Here is a 24759-nt window from a genome sequence, read left to right on the forward strand (position 1 = left end):
GCTGCGATTTTTTGCTGCCCCATGATGCTGCTTACCCGACGCCTTGCCATCCTCGCCCTTGCCGCCACGGTTCTGACCGGTTGCGCGACAAGTACCGCCAACCTGTCCACCGCCACGGTCGGCGCGTACCGCGAAACCATTGACCTGGCAGGGCGCCTGTCGGTGAACTATCAAAAGGATGGCCGGCCCGAATCCATCAGTGGCAGTTTCAATTGGGAACAGCGCCCGGGCACGATCGACGTCACCCTGATGTCGCCGCTGGGCCAGACAGTTGCTGCGATCAATGTCACGCCAGGCTCGGCCACGCTCACGCAGGCCGGCCAGGCGCCGCGCACGGCCGCCGACATCGATAGCCTGACCCAGCAGACGCTGGGCTGGCCACTGCCCGTGTCGGGCTTGCGCGACTGGCTGCAGGGGTATGCGGTCGATGCACAGGGGCAGCGTTTTCGCGCTTCGCCGGCCAGCAACAGCGTGACAACGAAGGATGGCTGGCGCCTGCGCTTCATCGACTGGCAAGCGGCCGGGGCTGGTGACGCAGCGGCTGGTGCTGCTGCGGCTGCTCCGGTGCCGCGCCTGATTCAGGCCGAGCGCGCCGCGTCGGGCGACATCCAGGATCTGGCGATCCGCATCGTCGTCAATCCGGCGGCCTGATTCCATGCGTTCCCTGCACGATTGCCCGGCCCCGGCCAAGCTCAACCTGTTTTTGCACGTCATCGGCCGGCGCGCCGATGGCTACCACCTGCTGCAAAGCGTATTCCAGCTGATCGACCGCGCTGACCGTCTGCACTTCGACCTGCGCGACGACGAGCGCATCGTGCGCACGACCGACGTGCCCGGCGTGCCGCATGACCAGGACCTGATCGTGCGCGCGCTGCGCCTGTTGCAGGCAGAATACGCACGCCGCCATGGACGTCTGCCGCCGGGCATCGATGTGGCGGTTGACAAGATCCTGCCAATGGGTGGCGGGTTGGGTGGTGGTTCGTCCGATGCCGCCACGGCGCTGATGGCCGTGAACCACCTGTGGCAGGCGGGCCTTACACGTGAAGAATTGATGGCGCTGGGCTTGCCACTGGGCGCCGATATCCCGTTCTTCCTGTTTGGCGAGACGGCGTTTGCCGAAGGGGTGGGGGAGACCTTGCAGGCCGTAGAGGGCCCCGATTGCTGGTACGTCGTGCTCGAGCCCGGTGTCGCCGTGCCAACACCTGCCATTTTTTCTGCGGCAGATTTGACAAGAGACGCAAAGCCGGTCAGAATAGCGGACTTTTCCAGCCACACCAATTCAGGCAGCATGGTGGGGTTTGGTAAAAATGATTTGCAGAACGTGGCGATGCGCCTGTTCCCGCCGGTAGCCGAAGCGGTTGAATGGTTGAGCAGCTACGGTGATGCCAGGATGACTGGCTCAGGGGCATGCGTGTTTTGCGCAGTCTCCAGCGAAGACGCTGCCGACCAGGTGTTGGCGCAGGTGCCGCAGAAGTATGCGGCATGGAAAGCGAAGTCGTTGAAGACACACCCGCTGAAAAAATCGCTCTTGCAAATCAGTGAGTTGTAGAATAAAATTTTGCCTGTCGCGACGCTGAGCAGCACAGAAAGATGTGCAGCACAATGTGAAGCGGCAAGCACTACAGGTCGTGTAGGGGAATCGCCAAGTTGGTTAAGGCACCGGATTTTGATTCCGGCATTCCAAGGTTCGAATCCTTGTTCCCCTGCCAAAGTTTTCTTGTTCTGTCGATGCCGATGCGTCCAGCAAGAGAATCGCGATGCGGTGCCAAGCACCACATCAGCATGTTAATCAGCCGGTATAGCCGGCTGATTGTTTTTCTACTGTATTAACGCTTCTTACCTTTTGGGACTCCCATGGCTTACGAAAACCTGATGGTTTTTACCGGCAATGCCAATCCGGCGCTAGCAGAAGGGGTCGCAAAAAGCCTCGGTATTCCACTCGGCAAGGCTGTCGTCTCGAAGTTTTCTGACGGCGAAGTCATGGTCGAAATCAATGAGAACGTGCGCGGCAAGGATGTCTTCGTCCTGCAATCGACCTGCGCACCGACCAACGACAGCCTGATGGAAATCATCCTGATGGTCGACGCTCTCAAACGCGCCTCGGCTGGCCGTATCACTGCAGCGATTCCTTACTTCGGTTATGCCCGTCAAGATCGTCGCCCGCGTTCGGCGCGCGTTGCGATCTCGGCCAAGGTCGTGGCAAACATGCTGGAAAAAGCCGGCGTCGAGCGCGTCCTGATCATGGATCTGCACGCTGACCAGATCCAGGGTTTCTTCGATATCCCGGTTGACAATATCTACGCATCGCCAATCCTGCTGAGCGATCTGCAGAAGCGCAACTACGACGACCTGCTGGTCGTCTCGCCGGACGTCGGCGGTGTGGTCCGCGCCCGTGCCCTGGCCAAGCGCCTGGGCTGCGACCTGGCGATCATCGACAAGCGTCGCCCGAAGGCGAACGTGTCCGAAGTGATGAACATCATCGGTGAAGTCGAAGGCCGCAACTGCGTGATCATGGATGACATGGTCGACACCGCAGGCACGCTGTGCAAGGCTGCCGAAGTGCTCAAGGAGCGCGGCGCCAAGAAGGTGGTTGCTTACTGTACGCACCCGGTGCTGTCCGGCCCGGCGATCGAACGCATCGCGAACTCGCCGCTGGACGAACTGGTCGTCACCGACACGATCCCGCTCAGCGCCGCCGGCGCCGCTTGCGGCAAGATCCGCCAGCTGACCTGCGCACCGCTGCTGGCCGAGACCTTCAAGCGGATCGTCAAGGGTGACTCGGTGATTTCGCTGTTCGTCGACTAAGCTTCATCGACGTTGTATTCCACGGCGCGCCTGGCTGATTAGCCGGCGCGCCGTTGTAGCATCCAGGATTTCCGTATCTTTTGAGCGCGTAACAATGCGCTCTTTCCTGACTGCCCCTGGTCGCGGGGGTGGTCGCCACTTGGCTACCGGGCTGTTGATCGTTTTCTTCGGCATTCGGGCCTGTTTTATTTTTGGAGTATCACATGAAAGTAGTCGCATTCAACCGCACTCTGCAGGGGACCGGAGCGAGCCGCCGCCTGCGTAAAGCTGGTCAAACGCCAGGCATCATCTACGGTGGCGCAGGTACGCCTGAGCTGATCGCCCTGGACGGCAACGCCCTGTGGCACGCGCTGAAAAAAGAAGCGTTCCACGGTTCGGTTCTGGACCTGGAAATCGACGGCAAGACCCAGCAAGTCCTGCTGCGTGACTTCCAGATGCACGCGTTCAAGCAACTGGTCCTGCACGCTGACTTCCAGCGCGTCGATTCGTCGAAGCCAGTGCACACCAAGGTCGCTTTCCACTTCGTCAACGCCGAGAACTCGCCAGCCGTCAAGCTGAACAGCGCTGTCATCTCGCACGTCCTGAACGAGCTGGAAGTGTCGTGCCTGCCAGGCAAACTGCCAGAGTTCATCGAAGTCGATCTGGCAAACCTGGAAGCCGGTAACTCGATCCACACCGACGACCTGGTCCTGCCAGAAGGCGTCACCGCACTGACCCATGGCCAGAACCTGACCATCGTCACCGCAACCATCCCACGCGGCGCAGTCACCGCTGAAGAGACCCCAGCTGCCGAGTAATCGCAGCTGACGCGTCGCTCCGGCGACGCATCGCACAGAAACCCGCCGCGGCTTGCCCGGCGGGTTTTTATTTTTTGATTTGCACGTTTCGGCGATAATCGCCTTTTCTCGACAGAATCTCACGCATGTCCATTCGACTGATCGTTGGCCTCGGCAATCCCGGCCCCGAGTACGAACAAACCCGCCACAATGCCGGCTTCTGGCTCGTGGACAACCTGGCCAATGGCTTGCCCGGCTGCCGTCTGCAGCGCGAATCGCGTTTTAATGCGCTGGTCGCCAAGACATCCATTGCCGGCAACGACGTCTGGCTGCTCGAGCCGCAGACCTATATGAACCGCTCCGGCCAGTCGGTCGGCGGCCTGGCGCGGTTTTATAAAATCAATCCGGACGAAGTGCTGGTCGTGCACGACGAACTCGACCTGCCACCGGGCGTCGCCAAGCTCAAGAAGGGCGGTTCGTCCGGCGGGCACAACGGCCTGAAGGACATCACGGCGGCGCTGGGTACCCAGGATTACTGGCGCCTGCGCCTGGGCATCGGCCACCCGCGCACGATGAATCTGCAACAGGTGGTGGCTGACTTCGTTCTGCACCGCCCGCGCCGCGAAGAGCAGAGCCTGATCGAAGAATCGATCGACAAGAGCCTGCACATCATTCCACTCGTCTGCGAAGGCAAGTTCGACACGGCCACGATGCGGTTGCACACCGCCTGACAGGCGGTGCTTCGCCGTTTTCAGCCGCGCTTGAACACGACCTGTGAGCGCAGGTCGCGCACCATGCGCTCGATCGCGGGTCGCATGCGCCGGTAGTCGTCGGGCGTGCAGGTTGCCGCCGTGTGGCGAAACTTGAGCTGGCGCTGCACCGTTACCAGCGCGCCGCGCCGCGCATAGCGCGAGTGGTAGGCAAAGTTGGCGTCGTCTACGTGCACGGCGCGGGGCAAGGCCTGCACACGCGAGCGCGTCGGCAGATGAAAGCGCAATTCGTCCTCGGCATCGATCGCCGGGCACACGAAGTCCTGGTGTCGCTCGGGTTCCTGCGCGAACGCGAACACGGCATCGCCCAGGCTACCCTTCAGATCGTAGCTCGTGGCCAGCCGCGCCGGGCCGGGCAGTTGCGTGAAACCGTTGCTGGCGCCGCGCAACGATATTGCGACATCGCCGTCCGGGACGTCCCGATACAGTTCTGCCAGGGCGCCGCTGCCGGTGCGCGTGACCGTAAAGCGGCTGCTGCCATCGGGCTGGATGGTGAATTGCGTGAGCGTGTGGCTACGCGCCTGCTGGAAGAAGGGGACCATCGCGAACTCGCCCGAGCGCGTCAGCACTGCCGGTTTGCCGAGCAAAACCGCCGGCAAGAAGCCGCCGGCCACGCTGTTGGCCGTCGAATCGAGATACAGCTGCAGCGATGGCACGTAGACGATGGCATGATTGAGCACACCGAGCGTGGGCACGGCCGGCAACTGGTAGGCGTTGCCGTTGTTGACGAGAGCGACGGTGCTGTCGATGCCAGCGCTGGCCAGCAGGGCGACGAGCAGCGTTGTGTGGTCCTTGGCGTCGCCGTAGCGGTTCGTCAGCACGCTGGCCGCCGCGTGCGGCACCACGCCGCCGGGGCCGAGGTGCATGTCCACGTAGCGCACGTTGCGGCGCACCCAGTCGGATAACGCGATCGCACGCGCACGGGGCTCGACCACATCACCGGTCACGCGCGCTGCGAGCGCCATCACCGTGTCGTCGGGCAGTGCGCTTGCGGCAGCGCGGTCCTGGTAGGCGCGGGCAAGTGCGGCGTAATCGGAGAAAGTGGAGACGGCGAGCCGCTTGCCGTAATCAAGATAACTGACCGAGTCGGTCTCTGGCCGCGCATCGTCGCCATCGAGATAGCGCCACGCGTAGCGCCGCTTGCCAGCTGCCGGCGCAGGCAGGTCGGTAACCGTCGTGGGCAAAAAACCGATGGCGTCGGCCTGCAGAACCATCGCGGCCGGCATGTCATAGACCAGCCGGAAGTCGCGCTGGCGCTGGAGGCGGGCACTGGACAGGTCTTCGAAGTGGCCGGGAAACAGCGGCGTGTGGCGCCGCACGACGTAGCGCACGGCCACCCGGTCGCCGACGTCGACGTCAGGAAACATGACAATCTTCAGGCGTGTGTCCCGGAACATCGGAGCGTCGACCGACGCGGCTTGTTGCTGGTCGCGAATCTGGTGCGGCTGCACGGCGAGCCGGCGTCCGTCGGCCTTTTCGGTATATGCCTCGATGGCGATGATGTCCTCGAGCGCCTGGTTGTAGCCGATCTCGTACCGGGCGTAGTCGTGCAGTGCATTGTTCTGGGCGATGCTCCTGGTTTGTTCGACCGTGAGCAGGTAAGCGCCACTGGGTTCGACGACAAAGTGGCGTACGTGGCGGTCGACGCCCGTATCACGCGCGCATGCCGGCTGCAGGCCGAGTAATGGCCACAGAAGCAGACACAGCATGACGACAAAGCGCAGCATCATGGCAATCTCCAGATACACGACCGACCCATGGTACGGGGCGGTGTCCGTGCAGGATTGATGTCGCGCAAGCGCCTGCTGTCGGCCCGACTTCTGCGATAATTTCACGATGAGAGCGCTCACCTTCCAGGCCGGCCCCCTTGCCATGGCCCAGATCGCCGCGCATGGCTTGCGCGCGCAGGACATTGCCATCGTGCCTGCTGCGGCGGGCGGCCCCAAGGGCCTGATCTTCGCCTCGCTCGATGCGTGGCTGTTCGGCGAGTGGTTGCCCACAGCGCCACGCGAACGAACCCTGATCGGCGCCTCCATCGGCGCCTGGCGCATGGCGGCCGCGTGCCAGAAGGATCCGGCAAAGGCGTTTGCCCGCCTGGCCGAACTCTACACCGGCCAGCGTTACACGCGCCTGAAACCCAGTGCGCAGGAGATCGACGAGGTCGTGCAAGCCCTGCTGGCCGAACTGGTGAGCGGGCATGAAGACGACATCATCGGACATCCCCATCATCGCCTGCACATCCTGGCCGACCGTGGCCTGCGTTCGCTGGCCGCGCCGGTCGGCCGCCACGCCGAACTGCGCGGCTTCGCCTCGGCCGCGCTGCACAACGCCGGCTCACGGGCCTGGCTGGGGCGCCTGATGGAGAGGGTGGTCATCCATGACGCACGCAGCCAGGCGCCATGGTTGCGCGAGCCGTTCGATCGTTTCACGACGCATTTTTCGGCATTGACGCGCGCGAATCTGGCCTCTGGCTTGCTGGCCTCGGGCACGCTGCCCTTGATCATGAAAGCGGTGACGGATATCGCCGAGGCGCCTCCCGGCAGCTACTGGGATGGCGGCATCATCGACTACCACCTGGCCTTGCCATATGCGCGCGCGGTCGGCGCCGACAAAAGCGAACTGGTGCTGTATCCGCATTTCACCGATCACATCGTGCCGGGCTGGCTCGACAAGAGCATGCCGTGGCGGCGCGCCGCGCGCGGTCCCAACCGCAGCTGGCTGGAGAATGTGCTGCTGGTGACGCCTTCCGCAGAATTCCTGCGCTCGCTGCCGCGCGGCAAATTGCCGGACCGGACCGACTTCACGTCATTCGGCCTCGATCATGACGAGCGCATCCGGGTGTGGCGCCGCGCGATCGGGGAGGGTGAGCGCCTGCGCGATGAACTGGCCGAATTCGCGCTGCGGCCCGACCTGGCGCGCGTCCAGCCAATCTAGCTTGTCATTGGGACAATCGATACGTTGCAGCATGGGGCAATGCGCCTTTTTTTTCAGCAGAAAAGCCGGTCCGGGTTACAATGCAGGGTTTAGGGCGGTTCATTGATCGCTCGCTTTTTACCGAATCTGAAAGATTTCTCATGACTCTCAAATGCGGCATCGTCGGCCTGCCAAACGTCGGCAAGTCCACCCTGTTCAACGCGCTGACCAAGGCCGGTATCCCGGCTGAAAATTATCCGTTCTGCACCATCGAACCGAACGTCGGCGTCGTCGAAGTGCCGGATCCACGCATGGATGCGCTGTCGGCCATCGTCAAGCCTGAGCGCATGGTCAATGCCATCGTCGAATTCGTCGACATCGCCGGCCTGGTTGCCGGTGCATCGAAGGGCGAGGGCCTGGGCAACCAGTTCCTGTCGCACATCCGCGAAACCGACGCCATCATCAACGTCGTGCGCTGCTTCCAGGACGATAACGTGATCCACGTGGCCGGCAAGGTCAGCCCGCTGGACGACATCGAAGTCATCCAGACCGAGCTGGCGCTGGCCGACATGACCGCCGTCGAAAAAGCGATCCACCGCGAAGGCAAGAAAGCGCGTTCGGGCGACAAGGATGCCGCCAAGCTGGTCGCCGTCTGCGAACGCCTGATGCCGCATCTGGACCAGGGCAAACCAGTGCGCACGCTGGGCCTGGACGCCGACGAAATGGAAATGATCAAGACGCTGCACCTGATCACGGCCAAGCCGGCAATGTTCGTGGCCAACGTGTCCGACACGGGCTTTACCAATAACCCGCTGCTGGACCTGCTGACCGCGTACGCGAAAGAGCAGAATGCCCCGATCGTCGCCATCAGCGCCGCGATCGAGTCCGAAATCGCCGAGATGGACGATGCCGACAAGGCCGACTTCCTGTCCGACATGGGCATGGAAGAGCCGGGCCTGGACCGCCTGATCCGCGCCGCCTACAAGCTGCTCGGCCTGCAGACGTACTTCACCGCAGGCGTGAAGGAAGTGCGCGCCTGGACCATCCACGTGGGCGATACCGCGCCACAGGCGGCGGGCGTGATCCATACCGACTTCGAACGCGGCTTCATCCGCGCGCAGACGATCGCGTATGACGACTTTTTGGCGTACAAGGGCGAGGCCGGCGCGAAAGAAGCGGGCAAGATGCGCGCTGAAGGCAAGGAATATGTCGTCAAGGATGGCGATGTGTTGAACTTCCTGTTCAACGTCTGATCTGATTATCGCGAAAGGGCCCTCCGGGGCCCTTTTTTGACGCCGTCCTATTTCGACCACATGGCCACCGTTACCGAACTCGTTATCTACCCGATCAAATCCTGCGCCGGCCTGTCTGTCCCTGAAGCCCGTCTTGCCCTCGACGGCCTCTTCGCAAACGGCGTGCACGACCGCGAATGGATGCTCGTCACGCCCGACGGCCTGTTCCTGACCCAGCGCGAGGTGCCGCGCATGGCCACGGTCACGTCGCGCATCGACGCCACAGCGCTGATCGTCAACGCCCCCGGCATGCCGCCCCTGCACCTGCCGCTCGCGCACGACGCCGCCGCGCCCACCATCGAGGTCCTGCTGTGGGAACACCGCCTCCCCGCCGCCGATTGCGGTGACGCGGCCGCCAATTGGTTCACCACCGCCCTCAACGCCCCATGCCGCCTGGTGCGCTTTCGCCCTGACGTGCACCGCCCGACCAGCACCAAATGGACGCAAGGCGTCCCTGCCGCCACCCGGTTTTCGGACGGCTACCCGATCCTGCTGATCGGCCAAGCCTCGCTCGACGACATCAACACAAAACTCGTGCAGGCCGGTCGCGACAAGCTGCCGATGAACCGCTTCCGCCCGAACGTCATCGTCGATGGCATCGCCGCGTTCGAGGAAGATTTCGTCGCGGCCTTCCACGGCGACGGAATGACGCTGCGCCCCGTCAAGCCCTGCGCGCGCTGCCCAATCCCGGCCGTCGACCAGGCCACCGGCATTCCCGGCCCTGATCCGCTCGACATCCTGCAAGCCTGGCGCGCCAACCCGCGCATGGATGGCGCCGTCACGGTGGGCATGAACGTGATCGTGCAGAATGGGATCGGCCAGACGCTGCGCGTCGGCCAGCCACTGAACGCCGAACTGGCTTTCTAAACAGACCACGCCACTGTCGCAAAATCGCCTAACCGCCTGCGTGATCAGGCGGTTTTTCGTATCCAAGCCCAGGAGGATGGCGTAATGTTACGGTTATTGCTGAAAGGAATTCTTCATGCACGAGCCGAGCGTGTCGTCGCGGGAACTGATGGCGGAAAACGAGACCTTGCGCGCACGCATGGCGTATCTGCTCGAACAGGCCGAGCGTAATCACGCGATCATGTGCCGCCACCAGGCATTCGACCTGCAGATCGTCGGTGCCAGCAGTTTCCCTGATCTGGTCGGCACGATTTTTACCACGCTGCCGGTGATCTCGGACCTCGATATCGTCACGCTGTCGCTGATCGATCAGAACGCCGATATCTACACAGTCATGCATCGACTGGGCGTCGATTTCGAAACGCTGCCCAACCTGATCTTCTGCGAGCATGCGGTCGAACTTGGCTTTGACATGGCGCCGGAATCTCCGCTGCGGCCCATCCTGGGCGCCTATGCGCCGGGCCAGCACCGTGCGATGTTCCCGCAACCACCGGCCAACCTGCGCAGCGTGGCGCTGGTGCCTTTGATGCGCAACAAGCGCCTGATCGGCAGCCTGAACCTGGGCAGCGCCGACGCGAGCCGGTTCACGCCGGCGCTGGGCACCGATTTCGTCGAGCATATGGGCTCGATCATCGCGATCTGCCTCGAGAACGTGATCAGCAACGAGATGCTCAAGTACATCGGCCTGACCGATTCGCTCACCGGCGCCTATAACCGGCGCTACATGGACCGACGCCTGGCCGAAGAAATCGCGCGTGCGCGGCGCCAGGGCTACCGCCTGTCCTGCATGTACATCGACATCGACCACTTCAAGCGCGTCAACGATACGGTCGGCCACCAGGGCGGGGACGACGTGCTGCGCGAGGTGTGCACCCGCATCAAGGCTGAACTGCGGATGTCCGATACATTGTGCCGCTTCGGCGGCGAGGAATTTGTCGTGGTGCTGATCGACGCCGACCTGGAAAACGCCAGCATCGTCGCCAACCGCATCCGTACTAGCGTGGCCGGCTTGCCGGTGGACCTGAGCACGGGCGAGCAGGTGAGCGTGACGGTGTCGATCGGCGTGGCGGCGCTGACTGATTTCGAGCGCGATCATGCCATCGAAGGCGTCGCGCAAGAGCTGATCGCGTCGGCCGACGCGGCGCTGTACCAGGCCAAGGCCGCGGGCCGCAACCAGGTCGTCACGGCTGCCTGATGGCTACAGCAGCCGCTCCTCGGCGCGGCTGACCGCTTCGCTGTCCCCGCGAAGCACCACAACATCGCCCGCCGCCAGCAGCACGGCCGGGCCGGGCGCGATATTCTGGCCGCCGCGTCGCAAGGCGGTTACCTCCACCGCCACGTCGGCCAGCCGCAACGCGTCCAGCGACAGGCCGATTGCCCCCGCCTGCGCGTGCAGGCGTACCGAATGCAGCTTCACCTGGCCATGTTCGAGGTCTGCGCCGCTATCGTCCGCACCATGGAAGTAGCCGCGCAGCGTGGCGTAGCGGCCCTTGCGCGCAGCCTGCACCCGGTGCACCACGCGGCGCAGCGGCACGCCGAGCGTCACCAGCGCGTGCGAGGCGAGCATCAGGCTGCTCTCAAGGGCTTCCGGCACCACCTCGGTCGCACCGGCCGCCTTGAGCACATCCATGTCGCCGTCGTCGTGGCTGCGCACGATCACGGGCAGGGCGGGCGCCAGTTCGTGCACCAGGTGCAGCACCTTCAGTGCCTGGCGCGTGTCGGCAAACGTGATCACCAGCGCGCTGGCGCGGTGTACGCCGGCCGCGATCAGGCTTTCGCGGCGCGCCGCATCGCCGTACGAGACCGAGGCGCCGGCCGCCTGCGCTTTCTGCACGCGCTCCGGATCCAGGTCGAGCGCGTACCACGGCAAGGCCTCTTCTTTCAGCAGCGTCGCCAGGCTCTGGCCACTGCGCCCGAAGCCGGCGATGATCACGTGCTTCTGGGTGGTCATGGTGCGCGTGGCCAGCTGCGTCAATTGCAGCGACTGCATCATCCATTCGTTGGCCGCGACCTTCATCACGATCCGGTCCATGTAGCCGATGATGAAGGGTGCCAGCAGCATCGACAGCACCATCGAGGCCAGCACCAGCTGCATCACGAACGGATCGATCAGCTTCGAGCCCGATGCATGGCTGAGCAGCACGAAGCTGAATTCGCCGGCCTGCGCCAGCGCGAGACCCGTGCGCAGCGCGGTGCCCAGCGGCGCGCCGAATGCGCGCGCCATCAGCACAATGAGGCCGGCCTTGAGCAGCACCACGAGCGCCAGCAGCAGCGTGACCTGCCACCAGTACTGGCTCACCAGGCGCAGGTCGAGCAGCATGCCGATCGTGATGAAGAACAGGCCAAGCAGCACGTCGCGAAACGGCTTGATGTCTTCTTCCACCTGGTGCTTGTAGGGCGTCTCGGAAATGAGCATGCCGGCGACGAACGCGCCGAGCGCCAGCGACAGGCCGGCCTGCTCGGTGATCCAGGCCGACCCCAGTGTGACGAGCAGCAGGTTGAGCATGAACAGCTCCTGCGAGCGGCGCTTGGCCACGATCGTGAACCACCGGCCCATCAGCTTCTGGCCGAAGAACAGCAGCAGTGCCAGCACCAGGCCGGCCTTGAGCGCGGCCAGGCCGAGCGTGATGGCCATGTCTTCCGGATCGCGCGCCAGCGCCGGGATCATGATCAACAGCGGCACCACCGCCAGGTCCTGGAACAGCAGGATGCCGATGATGCGCCGCCCATGTTCGCTCTCGAGCTCGAGGCGCTCGGTAAGCAGCTTGACGACGATGGCCGTGGACGACATGGCCAGCGCGCCGCCCAGTGCGAACGCGGCCTGCCAGGCCAGCGTCAGGTGGGGCATCAGGTAGGCCGCCAGCAGGCCGATGCCCATGGCCGCAGCGACGGTCGTCACCACTTGGCCAAGCCCCAGCCCGAACACGATGCGCCGCATCGAGCGCAGTTGCCCGAGCGAGAATTCGAGCCCGATCGAGAACATCAAAAAGACGATGCCGAATTCGCCCAGCGCGTGGGTGGTGGGGCTGTCTTCGGCCAGGGCCAGGGCGTGGGGGCCGATCAGGACGCCGACGGCCAGGTAGCCGAGCATCGGCGGCAGCTGCAGGGTGCGAAAGGCGACCACGCCGAGGACGGCGCAGCCAAGCAGCAACAGGGTAAGTTCGAGACCAGAATGCATGGGGTGAAGCGGGCGGTGGTTGTGGTGGCGATGCGCCGCGAGGCGTGCTTGTCATCGAATGTTACGACTGGCAAGTTTTTTGCTTTCGCAATTCGTTTATACTTCTGGAATGAGTGTAACTGATGACCAAATAATGCTGAAAAGTTTTGACGAAACCCTGGCGCAGCGCGTGCTGGAACTGGGTCGCCAGACGCTTGCCATCGAGGCCGACGCCATCGTGGCGCTGCACGCGCGCCTGGGCGACGACAGCAGCTTCGTCGACGCCGCGCAGCTGATCTACGCCGGCACCGGCCGCGTGGTCGTTTCGGGCATGGGCAAGTCGGGCCACATCGGCCGCAAGATCGCCGCCACGCTGTCGTCCACCGGTACGCCGGCGTTCTTCATGCACCCGGGCGAAGCGGCGCACGGCGACCTGGGCATGGTCACCGCGAATGACATCCTGATCGCCATTTCCAATTCGGGCGAATCGTCCGAACTGCTCGACATCCTGCCGGCCGTGAAGCGCCTGGGCGCGCGCGTGATCGCCATGACCGGCAAGCCGGCCTCGCGCCTGGCCAGGCTGGCCGACGTCCACCTTAACATCGCGGTAGCCAAAGAAGCCTGCACGCTCAACCTGGCGCCGACCACCAGCACCACCGTCACGCTGGCCATGGGCGATGCGCTGGCCGTGGCGCTGCTCGACGTGCGCGGTTTTCGCGAGCAGGATTTCGCGCTGTCGCATCCGGGCGGCGCGCTGGGCCGGCGCCTGCTGACGCACGTGCGCGATGTGATGCGCACCGGTGACGCCATCCCGTCGGTGGGCCTGGATGTCCCGCTGGTCAAGGCGCTGCTCGAGATCAGCCAGAAGGGCATGGGCATGACCGCCGTGGTCGATGCTGCTGGCCGGCCGCTGGGCGTGTTCACCGACGGCGACTTGCGCCGCGTGATCGAGCGCATGCACGATTTTTCGAACGTGCTGATTCGCGACGTCATGCACGCCAATCCGCGCAGCGTGCGCCCCGAGCAGCTGGCGGTCGACGCGGTCGCCGTGATGGAAGAATTCCGCATCAACCAGATGCTCGTGATCGATGAGGCGGGCCAGCTGGTCGGCGCGCTGCACATCCACGACCTGACCCGCGCAAAGGTAATCTGATGAACACTCCCGTATTGGCCCACATCGAACGCGCCGCGCGCATCAAGGTCATGATCTTCGACGTCGACGGTGTGCTCACCGACGGCAGCCTGACCTATGGCCCCGATGGCGAAGTGACCAAGACCTTCAATGTGCTCGATGGCCTGGGCATCCAGATGCTGAATAAATCCGGTGTGCAGACTGCAATCATCAGCGCGCGCCTGTCGCCGATCGTCGTCCGCCGCGCCGCCGATCTGGGCATCTCGCACGTCTACCAGGGCAACCACGACAAGCGCATCGGCTTTGCCAATCTGCTCGACGCCACCGGCTTTACCGCCGACCAATGTGGCTACATCGGCGACGACGTGATCGACCTGCCGCTGTTCGCGCGCGTGGGCTTTGCCGTTGCGGTGCCATCCGGCCATCCGGACGTGCAGCACCGCGCGCATTACGTGACCAGGAACGGTGGCGGACGTGGCGCGGTGCGCGAGATCTGCGACCTCGTCATGCGCGCGCAGGGCACCTATGACCAGGCGCTCGCGCCGTATTTCGCCTGACCGCCATGGCCACGATCGCCTCCAACAAACGCACCGCGCATCGCTGGAATCTGCTGGCGATGATCGTGATCGGCGTGTTCTTCGCCTTCGGCAGCTTCTGGCTGCTGCAGCTGATGCAGGCGACCGACATCGATGCGCAGCTGGGCGGCCCGCCCGACGAGCCGGATTACATCGTCGAGAATTTCTCGTTCGTCCGCATGACGCCCAACGGCCAGCCGAGCTACGTGGTGTCGGGCAAGCGCCTGGCGCATATCCCGCTGGGCGACGTGTCGAACGTCGAGCAGCCGCTGATGCGCGGCGTCGAACCGGGCCGTCCGCCGATGACGGTGGTGGCCAAGAACGCGCGCATCTTCCACGAAGAACACCGCGTCGAACTGTTCGGCGACGTCGATCTGCAGCGCCCGAAGACGCCCGCCAGCGAAGCACTGCGCGTGCGCACGCAGGCCATGACCGTGTTGCCCGACGAAGAAATCGTCAAGACCGACCAGCCGATCGACATGGAGCTTGGCGCGTCCAGCCTCAAGGCCACCGGCATGATGGCCAACAACGCGACCATGCAGATGCAATTGTCAGGCCGCGGCCGTATCGTCTATCCGCCACGCCAGCGCTGAAGGCCATCAGCCATGCGCGCGTGCTAACCCAGGACCAGCACCACAATGAAAAAACTCTTTGCTGCCGCTTTCTTGTCACTCCTTTCCTTGACCGCCATGGCCGAAAAGGCCGACTCGCTCAAGCAGGCGGCGCTCGAATACGACAACGGCGACCTCGATGGCGTCGCAGGCGTGCGCACCTTCACCGGCAACGTGATCCTGACCCGCGGCACGCTGCTGGTCAAGGCCGAACGCGCCGTGGTCAGGGAGACGCCCGAAGGCTATATGAGCGTGACGCTCACCGCGGCCAACGGCAAGCCCGCCACGTTCCGCCAGAAGCGCGACGGCGGCCCGAACCTGTGGGTCGAAGGCCAGGCCGAACGCATCGAATATGACGAACGTTCGGAGCTGGTGCGCCTGTACTCGAACGCCATCGTCAAGGAACTCGAAAACGACCGGATGACCAACCAGATGACCGGCCCGTTCATCTCGTACGACAACCGCAAGGAAGTCGTCGCCGTGCGCAATGACGTCAGCGGCGAGAGCAAGGTTGGCGGCGGGCGCGGCACGCTGATCCTGGCGCCCAAGCGTGCGCCGGCCGGAGGCACGCAATGACGGAACTGAACGATCGCAGCACGCTGGTCGTCAAGGGCCTGCAGAAAAGCTATGGCAAGCGCCTGGTCGTGCGCGACGTGTCGCTGGATGTCGAATGCGGCGAAGTGGTGGGGTTGCTGGGCCCGAACGGCGCCGGCAAGACTACTTCGTTCTACATGATCGTCGGCCTGGTGCCGTCGGACGCCGGCTCGATCAGCATCAACGGCACCGACATCACCAGCCTGCCGATCCATCGCCGCGCGGTGCTCGGCCTGTCGTACCTGCCGCAGGAAGCCTCGGTGTTTCGCAAGCTGACGGTGGAAGAGAACATCCGCGCCGTGCTCGAACTGCAGAAGGTTAACGGCAAGTCGCTCACCAAAACCGAGATCAGCGACCGCCTCGATACCTTGCTGGCCGACCTGCAGATCGAGAAGCTGCGCGAGAATCCGGCACTGTCGCTGTCGGGCGGCGAGCGGCGCCGCGTGGAGATCGCGCGCGCCCTGGCGACCAACCCGCGCTTCGTCCTGCTCGACGAACCGTTTGCCGGCGTCGACCCGATCGCCGTGATCGAGATCCAGCGCATCGTACGCTTCCTCAAGGAGCGCAAGATCGGCGTCCTGATCACCGACCACAATGTCCGCGAGACGCTTGGCATCTGCGACCGCGCCTACATCATCAATCAGGGCGCGGTGCTCGCATCCGGCCGTCCCGACGATATCATCGCCGACGAGTCGGTGCGCCGCGTGTACCTTGGTGAACATTTCCGCATGTAAGCCATACTCAATTGATGAAACAGTCCCTTCAGCTCCGCACTTCGCAGCACCTGGCGCTCACGCCACAGCTGCAGCAATCGATCCGGTTGCTGCAGCTGTCGACGCTCGAACTGCATCAGGAGATCGAGCAGATACTGGGCGATAACCCGCTGCTCGAAAGGCTCGACGACCCGCTCGATCATTCGGTGCGCCTGCTGGCCGATGGGGCCATCAACAATGCGCCGGCACCTGGCGAGGCGCCGCCGGCGCCAGGCCAGCAGGCCGAAGGCGAGGGCAGCGCGCCGGCTGAGGGCGAGGGCGCTGAAGGCGGTGCGGTCGATGGCGACCGGCCCGACAACGAGTGGAGCGAAGGCAGCGGAACGTCGTCCGGCAGCGCCAGCAGCGACGACGAAGACGGCCGCCCGCAGCTGGAGGCGTGCGCGATCACGCTGCGCGAACACCTGATGGAACAGGTGCGCGAAACGCTGCTGTCAACGCGCGACCGCGCGCTGGCCGAACTGGTGATCGACGCGCTCGACGACAACGGCTACCTGGAAGAACCGCTCGACGACATCCACGCACGCCTGCCCGAAGAACTCGAGGTCGACCTCGACGAACTGCGCTGCGCGCTGGCGATGGTGCAGAGCATGGACCCGGTGGGCGTGGGCGCGCGCAGCGCGGCCGAATGCCTGGCGCTGCAGATCCGGCGCATGCCGGGCGTGCCGATGGTCACGCGCCGCATGGCCCTGAAGATCGTCGAAGGCTACCTGACCTGGTTCGCGCAGCGCGAATACAGCAAACTGAAAAAAGCGCTCGATTGCGACGACGAAGACCTGCGCGAAGTGCAGGCCGTGGTCCGCCAGTGCAATCCGCATCCGGGCGCCGCGTTCGCGTCGAACGTGTCAGATTACGTGGTGCCGGACGTGATCGTGCGGCGCGCCAAGAATGGCTGGGCGGTCACGCTGAACCAGGACGTGATGCCGCGCCTGCGCGTCAACAGCCTGTACGCGACCATGCTCAAGCAGGGCCGCAGCGAGAGCCAGATGGGCGCGCAGATGCAAGAGGCGAAGTGGCTCATCAAGAATATGCGCCAGCGTTTCGACACGATCCTGCGTGTGGCCGAGGCGATTGTCGAACGCCAGCGCAACTTTTTCAGCCATGGCGCAGTTGCCATGCGGCCCCTTGTTTTGCGTGAGATAGCTGATACACTAGGTCTGCATGAGAGCACCATCTCTCGTGTCACAACCCAGAAATACATGCTGACCCCGCACGGCATGTTCGAGTTGAAGTATTTCTTCGGTAGCCACGTTGCCACCGAAGCGGGAGGCGAAGCATCCTCAACGGCAATCCGTGCGCTCATCGCACAATTGACAGGAGCAGAAGACCCTAAGAATCCATTATCCGACAGCAAGATCGCGGAAATGCTCGGGGAACAAGGCATGGTCATTGCGCGCAGGACGGTCGCAAAATACCGTGAAGCGCTCAAGATCCCCCCCGTCAGTCTCCGCAAAGCCTTGTAACAACGCCGCTCATACAGTCTGTGCCTTCAGCTCCTGTGTGGTGCAAGCGACGTGACATCTTCAAAGGAGTGTGTATGAACCTCACCATCAGTGGTCACCATCTCGAAGTAACCCCTGCCATCCGTGAATACGTTCAGAATAAGCTGGAACGCATTATTCGCCATTTCGATCAAGTCATAGATACCCACGTCTTCCTGGCCGTCGATAACCTCACTGAAAAAGAAAAAAGGCAAAAAGCTGAAATCAATGTCCAGGTGTCGGGCAAGACCCTGCACGTGGCGAGCGTCGCGCAAGACCTGTATGCCGCGATCGACATGTTGATGGATAAACTGGATCGACAAATCCTGAAGCACAAGCAGATGCTCAAAGACCATAACCGCACAGCGATCAAACGCCTGGACGTCGACGAAGCAGACGTCGCTGCCGCCTGATCGAGCGCAGGTCACCACCGCCAGGGGCGTCTTTTCGGGACGCCCTTTTTGCATCCCGCTGCCGGTAAAATACGTGTTTCCTTTCGATGGATCACGCCATGTCCGAACACGTCCTGACCCGCATCGCCAACCGCACCGGCATCATCACCCTCGACCGTCCCAAGGCGCTCAATTCGCTGTCGCTGGACATGGTGCGCGCGCTGACCGCGATCCTTCTTGACTGGCAGCTCGACGCCGCCGTCGATGCGGTCGTGATCACCAGCAGCAGCGAAAAAGCGCTGTGCGCGGGCGGCGATATCCGTTTCTTCCACGACGTCGGCAACGCCTCGCCGCAAGGCGGCAGCGCATTGCTCGAGGATTTCTTCACCGAAGAATACGCGCTGAACCACCTGATCCATTTTTATCCGAAACCGTATATCGCGCTGATGGACGGCGTGGTCATGGGCGGCGGCATGGGCATCGCGCAGGGCGGGCCCGATTGCGGCCTGCGCATCGTCACCGAGCGCACCAAGATGGCGATGCCCGAAGTGAATATCGGCCTGTTCCCCGATGTCGGCGGCAGCCATTTTCTGTCGCACGCGCCGGGGCGACTGGGGATGTTCCTGGGCCTGACCGGCCTGACGATCGGCGCGGCCGACGCGCTGTACGTGGGCCTGGCCGACGTGTTCGTGCCAGGCGCCGACCTGCCGGCCTTGCACGCGCTGATCGAAGCGACGCCGGGCGCGGATCTGCCGGCGGCGATCCGCACGTTCGCCATCCAGCATGCCGGCGAGAGTCAATTGCAGGCCAACCGTGCGCGCATCGATATGTACTTCGGCGCGGATTCGGTGGCGGCGATCATGGCGTCGCTCGAGGGTGACGACACGCCGTTCGCGCAGAAGGCATTGAATGCGATGCGTCAGCGCTCGCCGTTGATGATGTGCGTGACGCGCGAGCTGCTGCTGCGCGGCGCGTCGCTCAATGTCGCCGCCTGTCTGCGCCTGGAGCGCTCGCTCGTGCGCCGCAACTTCGAGCATGGCGAGGTGCTCGAAGGCGTGCGCGCGCTCGTCATCGACAAGGACAATGCGCCGCAATGGAATCCGCCGTCGCTCGATCTCGTGACCGATGCGATGGTGGCGCACTTCTTCACGCCGGTGTGGCCGGCGCATGCGCATCCGCTGCGCCATCTCGCGTAAGCGTCTTCATGCATATCCGTTTGCGCGTGACTTTTCGTGCAGGCGGTGCAACCATCGTGGCTTCATGAACCGATGAGGACCCCCGATGCGCATGACCGCCTTGCTGCTGTCGATGACGTTGTGCGGCAGCGCCGCTGCGCAGGCCTGGCAGCCTGATTTCGATGCGAGCGCATTCAAGGGGCCGGCCTCCGGGCCTGCCAACGAGGTGCTGGTATTAGGCTCGCCCCATTTGTCGCAATTGCCGAAAACCTTCCAGACCGCCAGCCTGACGCTGCTGAACGAGCGTCTGGCGGCATGGAAGCCGCAGGCGATTGCGATCGAGGCGGTATCCGGGCCGCAGTGCGACTTCATGCGACGCTACCCGGCCCGCTACAAGGATTCGATCGATTCCTACTGCCGGGATCCCGCGCCGGCACGGCTGGCCACGGGGCTGGATGTCCCGGCAGCGACCGAGGCTGCCGAAGCCTTGCTGGCAGTCTGGCCCGCCGCACCCACGCCCGCGCAGCGCCGGCGCCTGGCGGCACTGTTCTTTGCTGGCGGCGAGGAAGCCTCGGCCCTGGTGCAGTGGCTGCGCCTGCCCGAGGCCGAGCGCCGTGCCGGCGACGGCCTGGACGCCACACTGGTCGGCGTGCTGGTGAAGCTGGAAACCAGGCGCGACGAAAGCCTGATGATCGGTGCGCGCCTGGCGGCCCGGCTCGGGCACGAGCGCCTGTACGCGATGGACGACCATACCGCCGACAGCGCGTCTGAAGACCAGAAGGCGCTTGGCGATGCGCTAATGACCGCGTGGGACAACCCAGCCCTCAAACAGCGCATGGCAGTGGACAAGGCGCAGGAGGGCGGGCTGGCGAGTGCCGAAGGCGTGCTGGCAATGTACCGCGCCAGAAATGCGCCTGGCCAGGCGGCCCTGATTTACCACGGCGACTTCGGCGCGGCGCTCAACGAGCCGTCAGCGCAGCGCTTCGGCCGTCAGTACGTGGGTTACTGGGAAACGCGCAACCTGCGCATGGCGGCCAATATCCGGGACGTGCTGGGATTGATGCCGGGCCAGCGCATGCTGGTCATCGTCGGCGCGTCGCACAAGGGGTATCTGGAATCGTATCTGCATCAGATGCATGATGTGCGGATCGTGGATGCGGGGCCGGTACTGAAGTGACGAGGCACCATATTGATGTCGGTGGCCACAAGTGTGCGGGCCGACGGACCACCTGATATTCAAGGAGTGGCATGGCACTGGAACTGATGAGTTCAGCACCGACTGACTTCGATTTCGTTATTGGGGATTGGGTTGTCAGGCATCGGCGGCTCAAGGAACGCCTGGCAAACTGCAATGAATGGGTTGAGTTTGATGGTGAGATGTCGACCCAAAAAATTCTGGGTGGCTTCGGCAACCTTGAAGACAACGTCTTGCGCCTGAATGACGAGGTCTTTCGCGCTATCGCGTTACGCTCCTACGATCAGAACACGAAGAAATGGTCGATCTGGTGGCTTGACGGTCGTCTTCCGAGTCAGATCGACGTTCCGGTGGTAGGCGAATTCATTGATGGCGTTGGTACGTTCTTCGCCAACGATACTTTCCAGGAAATCCCGATTATCGTCAGATTCATCTGGCGCCAGATCGATCAAAACTTGCTGCAGTGGGACCAGGCTTTTTCTGCCGATGCGGGAAATACATGGGAAACCAACTGGACGATGGAATTTCGTCGTCAGCGTTAAACGTGTGGCAGGGCAGGCAGCAAGCCTACGCCGCCGGATGCTTCGGCTGCTCGCGATGCCTGACAATCACGCGCTCGGTCGTGCCGAAGTGCGCGCCCAGGTGTTCGGCCATGTACACCGAACGATGCTGTCCGCCCGTGCAGCCGATCGCCACCGTCAGGTAGCTGCGGTTGTCGGTCTTGAACGATGGCAGCCACTTGGCGACGAAGCCCTGGATGTCGGACAGCATCTCGAGCGCGCTCGGTTGCGCGTCGAGGAAGGCGATCACGGGTGCATCCTTGCCGGTGAGCGGGCGCAGCGCCACATCATAGTAAGGATTGGGGATCGCGCGCACGTCGAACACGAAGTCGGCGTCGAGCGGCACGCCGACCTTGAAGGCGAACGACTCGAAGAACAGTGTCATCGGCGCGTGGTCGATCTCGGCGAGTTCCTTGATCCAGCCGCGCAGTTTGTTGGACGAGAGCTCGGACGTGTCGATCACGTGGCCCAGGTTCTCGATCGACGACAGGCGCTCGCGTTCTTCGGCGATGCACTCGATCAGGGTCCGGCGCGATGCCGGGTTTTCGCCCGGACGCAGTTCGTGCGACAGCGGATGGCTGCGGCGCGTCTCGGAAAAACGCGCCACGAGCGAATGGGTGCTCGCTGTCAGGAATATGACCTTGACTGAGTGGCCGTCCTCGCGCAGGCGCCGCACGCTCACTGGCAGTTCGGCCAGCGATTCGGCGCTGCGCGCATCGACTGCGACGGCGATCTTGCCGCCGCCGCTTTCGCTGACAGTATTAACGAGGGCCGTCAGCAGGGCCGGCGGCAGGTTGTCGACGCAGTAGTAACCGGCGTCTTCCAGGACATTCAGGGCCACGGATTTACCCGAGCCGGAAATTCCGGTGATGAGGACGATGTGCATAGGGGCGATGATACCGCAAGCGCCGGTCAGCCGTACACCCGCGGCCGCGGGCACCGGGTCAATCGGCGCTCATGGCCTGGCGCTGGCGCTCCATGAATTCCTGCAGCGTGTCGATGCCGCGCAGTTGCAGGATCGTGTTGCGCACGGCGGCTTCGAGCAGCACGGCGATGTTGCGGCCGGCCGCCACCGGGATGACAACCTTGCGGATTGGCAGGCCCAGCACGTCTTCGGTCGGGAAATGGAAGGGCAGGCGCTCGACTTCTTCATCGGCCGCGCCGCGTTTGACCAGGTGGACGATCAGCTTCAGGCGCATCTTGCGGCGCACTGCCGTCTCGCCGAAGATCGCCTTGATGTCCAGCAGGCCCAGGCCACGCACCTCGAGCAGGTTTTGCAGCAGCGGCGGGCAGCGGCCCTCGATCATGTTCGGTGCGATGCGTGAAAATTCCACCGCATCGTCGGCCACCAGACCGTGCGAACGCGAAATCAGTTCCAGGCCCAGTTCGCTCTTGCCCAGGCCGGATTCGCCGGTGATCAGCACGCCCACGCCCAGCACGTCCATGAACACGCCATGCATGATCACGCGCTGGGCCAGTTTCTTGGACAGATACACGCGCAGGAAGTCGATCACCTGCGCTGCCGGCAGCGGCGTCGAAAACAGCGGAATGTTTTGCTCGTCGCAGATCGCGAGGATGTCGGGCGGTGTCTCGAGACCCTGCGCGATGATCAGCGCCGGCGGCCCGCCGCCGATCAGTTCGCCAATCACGTGGGTGCGCGAATTGGCTTTCAGGCGGTGGTAGTAATTGAGTTCCTGGTGCCCGAAGACCTGGATGCGGCCCGGGTGGATCAGGTTCAGGTGGCCGACCTGGTCGGCGGCCGACGCGGCGTCGCCGGCGATCTGGCGTTCGCCGCCGGGAAAGCCCGCGAACCAGCCGAGCTGCAGGCTGTCGCGGTTATCGTCGTACAGCCGTTGAATGGTCAGCGGGGACTGCAGCATGGGCATCGTCTTCGTCACAAAAAAAGGCGCGCGACATGATTGCCGCGCGTTCGCAGTGACGTGAAGTTTAACCCAGAGCTTGCAGGCTGGGTTGCCAGTTGATAATGCGCTCGTGGACGGCCTTCGGATCGGGGTCGGTCGCCAGCGCAGTGCGGATGGCTTCGTCCGAGAACAGCTCGGCGATTTCGGACAGGATCTCGAGGTGCTGCTGCGTGACGTGGTCCGGAATCAGCAGGAAGAACAACAGGCTCACCGGCTGGCCGTCGGGCGACTCGAACGGAATCGGTTCCTTCAGGCGCACGAACGCGGCCAGAGGCGCCTTCAGGCTCTTGCTGCCCTTGATGCGGCCATGGGGGACGGCCACGCCGTGGCCGAGGCCGGTAGAGCCGAGACGCTCACGTGCGAACAGGTTGTCGGACACAATCGAACGGGCAATACCGCAATTGTTCTCGAAGATCAGGCCGGCTTGCTCGAAGGCGCGCTTTTTGCTCGACACTTCAATGTCGAGTTGGACGTTTTCGAGAGAAAGGATTTTGCTTAAATTGGTCATAACGTGAGGTGCGTGGCACAAGTGCGCAGCACAAGTGGCGTGCTTGCGAGCACGGATTATAGGCCTGTTTTATGGCCGGGACACTCGAAATCGCGAGCGTCAGGCCAGTTGGCGGGACGGTCGCACGATACCCGTCGAAACAGGGCAGCAGCGGCGTTGATTCAGGTTAACGCCACCACGCAATTTTTTTAACAAATCGCAGAACGCAGCCGGTAAATACATGCTTGCGCTGAGATTGGCCGATTTTTGCACGAGTTCTGCTGAAAAAACAAGCAGCTTCAGTACTGCACTACGCCGGGCGTGATGCCAGGCCCGGCGCACGGCTGTCGCCAAAAACGTACAGGCGTGCGAGTCGCATCCTGTCAGAAATGCGATATTTACTGGCGCGCGCCACGCAGATTGGGCGGTTTGCCGGTGGAGAAGTTGGCGCGCCACGGGTTGATATCCAGGCCGCCGCGCCGCGTGTAGCGAGCGTACACGGCCAGTTTGATAGGCTTGCACTGGCGCAGCACGTCCATGAAGATGCGCTCGACACACTGTTCATGAAACTCGTTGTGTTCACGGAAGCCGATCAGGTACTTCAGCAAGCCTTCCTGGTCGATCTGCGGGCCGACATAGCGGATCTGCACGGTGCCCCAGTCCGGCTGACCCGTGACCAGGCAGTTCGACTTGAGCAGGTGCGATACCAGCGTTTCTTCGACCTGGCCGTTTTCGTGGTCTGCGCTGAGCAGTTCCGGGGATGGCGAATAGCCGTCGATCTCGACATCGAGACGATCCAGCAGCACGCCGTCGAGTTCGCCCATCTTGATCGCACCGAACGCGTCCGGGCTGGTCAGCGTGACGTGGACCGGCGCACCGAAGCCGTCCGACAGATCGTCGCGCAGCAGGGCCAGCAAGGCTTCCGGACCGGCCAGGCGGGTCTGGTTGAACGAATTCAAGTACAGCTTGAACGATTTCGATTCGACGATGTTCGGCGAATCGGCCGGGACCGTGATCGTCGCAATCGCCACCTGCGGCTTGCCGCGCATGTTCAGCCACGACAGTTCGTAGGCGTTCCAGATGTCGACACCGAAGAACGGCATGGTGCCGGCATCCGCAAACAGGCCGAGCTCATCGCGCTTTTGCTGGCGCGCGATCGGGAACAGCAGCTCGGGCGCGTACTGGCTCTGGTAGGCGGAGGATTTGCCGAGGGGCGATTGGTCAGGTGTATTCATGGAGATGGGGC

General features: G+C 63.4%; 25 protein-coding genes and 1 tRNA gene. 20 read left to right on the forward strand and 6 right to left on the reverse strand.

The window, feature by feature from the left end:
- The first annotated feature begins 21 nt into the window (after positions 1 to 21).
- The 6 genes from lolB (at position 22) to pth (ending at position 4312) form a co-directional block, all read left to right on the forward strand.
- A complete protein-coding gene (lolB, locus tag AC56LW_RS16255; protein WP_499636010.1) occupies positions 22 to 651 on the forward strand; it encodes a lipoprotein insertase outer membrane protein LolB in 630 nt (209 codons plus the stop codon).
- Positions 652 to 655: 4 nt separating this feature from the next.
- Positions 656 to 1549, forward strand: a complete 894-nt coding sequence (gene ispE / locus AC56LW_RS16260) for a 4-(cytidine 5'-diphospho)-2-C-methyl-D-erythritol kinase (protein ID WP_499636012.1) — start codon at positions 656 to 658, stop codon at positions 1547 to 1549.
- Positions 1550 to 1632: 83 nt separating this feature from the next.
- Positions 1633 to 1709 (forward strand) — tRNA-Gln (locus AC56LW_RS16265).
- Positions 1710 to 1854: 145 nt separating this feature from the next.
- The gene (locus AC56LW_RS16270) at positions 1855 to 2805 is read left to right on the forward strand and encodes a ribose-phosphate pyrophosphokinase (RefSeq protein WP_183554159.1); all 951 of its coding nucleotides are present in this window, start codon (positions 1855 to 1857) and stop codon (positions 2803 to 2805) included.
- A 203-nt stretch (positions 2806 to 3008) separates the two neighbouring features.
- On the forward strand, positions 3009 to 3602 hold the full coding sequence (locus AC56LW_RS16275) for a 50S ribosomal protein L25/general stress protein Ctc (protein WP_332530634.1): 594 nt from the start codon (positions 3009 to 3011) through the stop codon (positions 3600 to 3602).
- 125 nt (positions 3603 to 3727) lie between these two features.
- Positions 3728 to 4312, forward strand: a complete 585-nt coding sequence (pth, locus tag AC56LW_RS16280) for an aminoacyl-tRNA hydrolase (protein WP_258837205.1) — start codon at positions 3728 to 3730, stop codon at positions 4310 to 4312.
- A 20-nt stretch (positions 4313 to 4332) separates the two neighbouring features.
- Here pth and AC56LW_RS16285 read toward each other — a convergent pair whose 3' ends face one another.
- Complete coding sequence (locus AC56LW_RS16285; protein ID WP_499636016.1) at positions 4333 to 6081, reverse strand: DUF3857 domain-containing transglutaminase family protein; 1749 nt, start codon at positions 6079 to 6081, stop codon at positions 4333 to 4335.
- Positions 6082 to 6187: 106 nt separating this feature from the next.
- On the opposite strand from AC56LW_RS16285, the gene AC56LW_RS16290 reads away from it, so the two are divergent.
- The 4 genes from AC56LW_RS16290 (at position 6188) to AC56LW_RS16305 (ending at position 10657) form a co-directional block, all read left to right on the forward strand.
- A complete protein-coding gene (locus AC56LW_RS16290) occupies positions 6188 to 7285 on the forward strand; it encodes a patatin-like phospholipase family protein (RefSeq protein WP_499636019.1) in 1098 nt (365 codons plus the stop codon).
- Positions 7286 to 7425: 140 nt separating this feature from the next.
- Positions 7426 to 8517, forward strand: a complete 1092-nt coding sequence (ychF, locus tag AC56LW_RS16295; protein WP_499636022.1) for a redox-regulated ATPase YchF — start codon at positions 7426 to 7428, stop codon at positions 8515 to 8517.
- A gap of 60 nt (positions 8518 to 8577) precedes the next feature.
- Positions 8578 to 9423: an MOSC domain-containing protein gene (locus AC56LW_RS16300; RefSeq protein ID WP_499636026.1), complete on the forward strand. Its 846-nt coding sequence runs from the start codon at positions 8578 to 8580 to the stop codon at positions 9421 to 9423.
- Between the two features lie 115 nt (positions 9424 to 9538).
- On the forward strand, positions 9539 to 10657 hold the full coding sequence (locus AC56LW_RS16305; RefSeq protein ID WP_499636028.1) for a GGDEF domain-containing protein: 1119 nt from the start codon (positions 9539 to 9541) through the stop codon (positions 10655 to 10657).
- Between the two features lie 3 nt (positions 10658 to 10660).
- Here the strand turns inward: AC56LW_RS16305 and AC56LW_RS16310 are convergent, their stop codons facing one another.
- Positions 10661 to 12640, reverse strand: coding sequence for a monovalent cation:proton antiporter family protein (locus AC56LW_RS16310; RefSeq protein WP_332530628.1), 1980 nt, complete (start codon positions 12638 to 12640; stop codon positions 10661 to 10663).
- A 109-nt stretch (positions 12641 to 12749) separates the two neighbouring features.
- On the opposite strand from AC56LW_RS16310, the gene AC56LW_RS16315 reads away from it, so the two are divergent.
- From AC56LW_RS16315 to AC56LW_RS16360, 10 genes are all read left to right on the forward strand, one after another.
- Complete coding sequence (locus AC56LW_RS16315) at positions 12750 to 13772, forward strand: KpsF/GutQ family sugar-phosphate isomerase (protein WP_183554141.1); 1023 nt, start codon at positions 12750 to 12752, stop codon at positions 13770 to 13772.
- Positions 13772 to 14308 carry a KdsC family phosphatase gene (locus tag AC56LW_RS16320; RefSeq protein ID WP_499636032.1) on the forward strand — a complete coding sequence of 179 codons (537 nt, stop codon included), beginning with the start codon at positions 13772 to 13774 and terminating at the stop codon, positions 14306 to 14308. Before AC56LW_RS16315 ends, AC56LW_RS16320 begins: the two co-directional genes overlap by 1 nt.
- A gap of 5 nt (positions 14309 to 14313) precedes the next feature.
- Entirely contained in the window at positions 14314 to 14919 is a 606-nt protein-coding gene (gene lptC / locus AC56LW_RS16325) for an LPS export ABC transporter periplasmic protein LptC (RefSeq protein WP_183554137.1), read from the forward strand.
- Positions 14920 to 14964: 45 nt separating this feature from the next.
- Positions 14965 to 15513, forward strand: coding sequence for a lipopolysaccharide transport periplasmic protein LptA (gene lptA / locus AC56LW_RS16330; protein WP_332530627.1), 549 nt, complete (start codon positions 14965 to 14967; stop codon positions 15511 to 15513).
- The gene (gene lptB, locus AC56LW_RS16335) at positions 15510 to 16265 is read left to right on the forward strand and encodes an LPS export ABC transporter ATP-binding protein (RefSeq protein ID WP_183554134.1); all 756 of its coding nucleotides are present in this window, start codon (positions 15510 to 15512) and stop codon (positions 16263 to 16265) included. The genes lptA and lptB overlap by 4 nt, the downstream gene beginning before the upstream one ends.
- Before the next feature lie 14 nt (positions 16266 to 16279).
- The gene (locus AC56LW_RS16340) at positions 16280 to 17764 is read left to right on the forward strand and encodes an RNA polymerase factor sigma-54 (RefSeq protein WP_332530626.1); all 1485 of its coding nucleotides are present in this window, start codon (positions 16280 to 16282) and stop codon (positions 17762 to 17764) included.
- A 74-nt stretch (positions 17765 to 17838) separates the two neighbouring features.
- A complete protein-coding gene (hpf, locus tag AC56LW_RS16345) occupies positions 17839 to 18195 on the forward strand; it encodes a ribosome hibernation-promoting factor, HPF/YfiA family (protein ID WP_183554132.1) in 357 nt (118 codons plus the stop codon).
- A 98-nt stretch (positions 18196 to 18293) separates the two neighbouring features.
- Positions 18294 to 19370: an enoyl-CoA hydratase/isomerase family protein gene (locus tag AC56LW_RS16350; protein WP_499636038.1), complete on the forward strand. Its 1077-nt coding sequence runs from the start codon at positions 18294 to 18296 to the stop codon at positions 19368 to 19370.
- 85 nt (positions 19371 to 19455) lie between these two features.
- Positions 19456 to 20526 (forward strand): DUF5694 domain-containing protein, encoded by a 1071-nt coding sequence (locus tag AC56LW_RS16355; RefSeq protein WP_332530624.1) that lies wholly within the window; start codon positions 19456 to 19458, stop codon positions 20524 to 20526.
- A gap of 71 nt (positions 20527 to 20597) precedes the next feature.
- Complete coding sequence (locus AC56LW_RS16360; protein WP_499636041.1) at positions 20598 to 21086, forward strand: DUF1579 domain-containing protein; 489 nt, start codon at positions 20598 to 20600, stop codon at positions 21084 to 21086.
- 25 nt (positions 21087 to 21111) lie between these two features.
- On the opposite strand, the gene rapZ is transcribed toward AC56LW_RS16360, so the two are convergent.
- From rapZ to queF, 4 genes are all read right to left on the reverse strand, one after another.
- Entirely contained in the window at positions 21112 to 21990 is an 879-nt protein-coding gene (gene rapZ / locus AC56LW_RS16365; protein WP_499636044.1) for an RNase adapter RapZ, read from the reverse strand.
- A gap of 58 nt (positions 21991 to 22048) precedes the next feature.
- Positions 22049 to 22984 (reverse strand): HPr(Ser) kinase/phosphatase, encoded by a 936-nt coding sequence (hprK, locus tag AC56LW_RS16370; protein ID WP_332530621.1) that lies wholly within the window; start codon positions 22982 to 22984, stop codon positions 22049 to 22051.
- A 67-nt stretch (positions 22985 to 23051) separates the two neighbouring features.
- Positions 23052 to 23534 (reverse strand): PTS sugar transporter subunit IIA, encoded by a 483-nt coding sequence (locus tag AC56LW_RS16375; protein ID WP_332530620.1) that lies wholly within the window; start codon positions 23532 to 23534, stop codon positions 23052 to 23054.
- A 377-nt stretch (positions 23535 to 23911) separates the two neighbouring features.
- Positions 23912 to 24748: an NADPH-dependent 7-cyano-7-deazaguanine reductase QueF gene (gene queF, locus AC56LW_RS16380; RefSeq protein ID WP_499636049.1), complete on the reverse strand. Its 837-nt coding sequence runs from the start codon at positions 24746 to 24748 to the stop codon at positions 23912 to 23914.
- Positions 24749 to 24759 lie beyond the last annotated feature (11 nt).

This window comes from Telluria sp. LT2P80 (assembly GCF_059685955.1).